1 pseudogene is annotated in these 862 nt (G+C 78.4%); it reads right to left on the reverse strand.

The features are described from left to right. Nucleotides 1–862 (reverse strand): annotated as a pseudogene (locus E2651_RS43475) (hypothetical protein); the annotation flags it as partial.

Genomic DNA, 862 nt, shown 5'->3' on the forward strand with positions numbered 1-862 from the left:
GGTGCCGCTGGGGCGGGTGCCGCTGGGGCGGTCCTCGTCGCCTCGGTGTCCGGTGCCGCCAGGTGGTCGAGGACGCGGCCCAGGGTGGGGCCCTTGGAGTCGCGGGCCGTCGGGTCCGCGGCGTGGCCCACGCCCAGGGAGTCGAGGACCCGGTGGAGGCGGGCGGCGTCCGCACGCCACTTGCGGTCGACGACCTCGTCCGGATACTCCTGCCAGGCCACCGGCGCCCAGCCGGGACCCGGCTCCGCGGGCCCGCCGTGGAAGAGGCGGGCGGCAAGGAGGGACGCCGCCTCGTCCACCGAGCCCGGCTCCTCCAGGAGATCGCAGGCGGGGCGCTCGCCCAGGCGGGACGCGAAGCCCTCGGCCAGGCGGTCCCTGCGGGACAGCTCGGTGAGGGCGGAGACCACGCCCGCGTCGAGCCGTGACGGCCAGCGGCCCATCCGCCAGGCGGGCAGCGCGACCTTGGTCAGGAGGCGGTCCCACCCTGCGTACGCCAGACCGACCTGCTCCTGGGCGACGATCCGCACGCCGTAGTCCACGGCCTGGGCGCGCTCGGCGGCCGCTGCCGCGACGCCGCGCTCCATCTCGCCCGCGTGCCCCCGGCAGCTGCGCAGGAGCAGCCTGGCCACCCAGCCGACACCGCCGAGGACCGGACGCGTGAGCGGGCCGCGGCCCGGTGCGGAGGTGACCGCGACCGCCGCGTCGAGCCCGCGCACGAAGCGCCGGGCCGCGGCTATGTCGGGGTGCGCCGAGGGTCCCGTACCGGCCACGACCGGGGCGAGGACCGCGCGCAGCTCGCCGACCCGCATCCACCACAGGAACGGGGAGCCGATGACGAGCACCGGGGCCGCGGGGGGCGGGC

It is taken from the genome of Streptomyces sp. MZ04 (assembly GCF_004684775.1).
Lineage (GTDB): Bacteria > Actinomycetota > Actinomycetes > Streptomycetales > Streptomycetaceae > Streptomyces.